General features: G+C 72.0%; 3 protein-coding genes and 1 pseudogene. All 4 read right to left on the bottom strand.

The window, feature by feature from the left end:
• The coding region (locus ACFWEK_RS21070) for an NAD-dependent epimerase/dehydratase family protein (protein WP_430555304.1) at window positions 1–162 on the bottom strand (162 nt) is incomplete at its 3' end.
• Window positions 159–1,169 carry a YihY/virulence factor BrkB family protein gene (locus ACFWEK_RS21065; RefSeq protein WP_430555303.1) on the bottom strand — a complete coding sequence of 337 codons (1,011 nt, stop codon included), beginning with the start codon at window positions 1,167–1,169 and terminating at the stop codon, window positions 159–161. The genes ACFWEK_RS21065 and ACFWEK_RS21070, both read right to left, overlap by 4 nt.
• Window positions 1,170–1,178: 9 nt before the next feature.
• Window positions 1,179–1,733 carry a 2'-5' RNA ligase family protein gene (locus ACFWEK_RS21060; RefSeq protein WP_430546809.1) on the bottom strand — a complete coding sequence of 185 codons (555 nt, stop codon included), beginning with the start codon at window positions 1,731–1,733 and terminating at the stop codon, window positions 1,179–1,181.
• Window positions 1,730–2,107: pseudogene (locus tag ACFWEK_RS21055) on the bottom strand (tryptophan--tRNA ligase); the annotation flags it as partial. The gene ACFWEK_RS21060 and the pseudogene ACFWEK_RS21055, both read right to left, overlap by 4 nt.

Raw genomic sequence — 2,107 nt, 5'->3', positions numbered from 1 at the left:
GTCCAGGGTGGTGCCCTGCACCAGGGTGGCGGAGGCGGGGAGGCGGCCTTCGACACCGGTGGAGAGGTCGTCGAGGACCACGGCGCTCTCGCCGGCCTCGTCCAGGGCGCGGACTACGTGCGCACCGATGTATCCGGCGCCGCCAGTGATCAGCCAGGTCATGGTCCCCCGCGGACGACGGGGCTCCACGGCTTTCCGGAGCCCTGCCCGCGGCGCACCACGCGCTCGATCTCCGCGGCGTCCCGCATCGCGGCGACCTCCGCCTCCGCGTGCGCGATCTCGTCCAGCCGGGGCGGGTCGTACACCCACGCGCAGACCAGCAGCAGCACCCGGGCCACGAAGTTCACCAGCACCAGCACGGTCACGAGGCCCGCGAACGCCGCGAGCAGCGCGTTGCGCGACGCCCCAGCCGCGACCACCGACGTGCCCAGCCAGCGCAGAGCGCCGGCGACCACGCCCGCCGCGAGACAGCCGAGCACGAAGTCGCGCCGCTTCCGGGGCCGGACCCGCGCGACCACCCGGACGATGAGGTAGACGAGGAGCGCGTCGAGGAGGATCCCCACGGCGGCCGTCCCGATCGCGGTGAGCTGGGCGACGAGGAAGTTGCTGCCGAACAGGTCCTCGACCCGCCGGCTCACGGTCTGCGAGACGATGCTCGCGGCCGCGGACGCGACGATCATCCCGCCGAGGATGACGAAGCCGAGCAGCTCCCAGATCTTCGACAGCACAGGGCTGACGCCGACGACGGGCTGGTCGAACATCGACCGCACGGAGATGCGCAGGGCGCGCATGAAGCCGATCGCCGTCCAGAGGAACACGACCGCGGCGATGACGGTCGCCGGGTTGATGACGGAGGGCAGCAGCAGGTCCGTGGGGTCGAGGATGCCGTCGTTGTCACCGGTGTCGATGAGCCCGGGCAGCCAGGTGTTGATCTGCTCGAACACCGCGTCCTGGAGCTCGGGCCGGTCGGCGAGCGTGCGTGAGAACACCGTGAAGCCGATCGTCAGAGCCGCGAAGAGCGAGAAGATCGCGGTGTAGGCGATGCCGCCGCAGAGGAGGGCGCCGCGGCGGTCGACGTACCAGTACCACGACCGCACGGGCCGCAGGCTCTTGAACCACTGGTACGCGACGAGGGACCGGCTCTTCGCCCGTTCGAGTCGGTCGTTCACACCGCGACCCTAGGGAGCGGGGTGCTCCCCCGCGAGCCGGAACGAGCGTTGCGGTCGCCACACGCCGTCGTCGCCGTGCTCGTACTGCCAGAGCCTGTCCACCTCGAAGACGCCGTCGAAGTCCGCCATCTCGACGAAGGCGCGGTCCAGGTCGGCCTCGGAGACCTCGTGCGCGACGGTGACGTGCGGGTGGTAGTTGAACCGCAGGTCCTGGGCCAGCACGCCCGAGCGGGCGGCGGTCTCGAGCTGCTCGCACTCCGCGATGCCCTCGGCGAGGGCCACGAACACCACGGGCGAGATCGGGCGGAACGTGCCCGCCCCGCGCAGGTGGACCCGGAACGGCTCCGTCTCGGCCGCGACCTTCTCGAGGTGCTCGACCACCGCATCCAGCACGGACTCGTCGACCACCGTGGGGCCGATCACCGTGATGTGCGGCGGGATCGCGTGGGCCAGCGGGTCGCCCAGCTCGGCACGGGCCTCCTGGAGCCGCGAGCCGAACGGCTCGGGCACCGCGATGGCGACGCCGATCCGTACCTGGGCCGGGCCGCGGTCGGGGAGGTTCACCGGGCGCCCCGGGGCAGCAGGCCGAACCGGTCGTAGACGCGGTCGAGCACCGGGCGCGCGATGTCCCGCGCGCGCTCGGCGCCGTCGGCGAGCACCTTGTCGAGCTGAGCCGGGTCGGACAGGTAGGTCTGCGCCCGCGCCTGGAACGGCTCGAGGAAGGCGACGACGGCGTCGGCCAGGTCGACCTTGAGGTAGCCGTAGCCGCGTCCGTCGTACTCGGCGGCGATCTCGTCGACGCCGCGGCCGGTGACGGCCGAGAAGATCGTGAGCAGGTTCGAGATCCCCGGCTTGGCCGCGGGGTCGTAGCGCACCCCGTACGTCTCGTCGGCGTCCGTGACGGCCGACTTGATCGCCTTGACGGCCTTCTTCGGGTC

The organism is Isoptericola sp. NPDC060257 (assembly GCF_042726645.1).
GTDB lineage: Bacteria > Actinomycetota > Actinomycetes > Actinomycetales > Cellulomonadaceae > Isoptericola > Isoptericola nanjingensis.
Note: the sequence above shows the minus strand (reverse complement) of the source record. Positions and strands in the feature narration are given on the sequence as shown.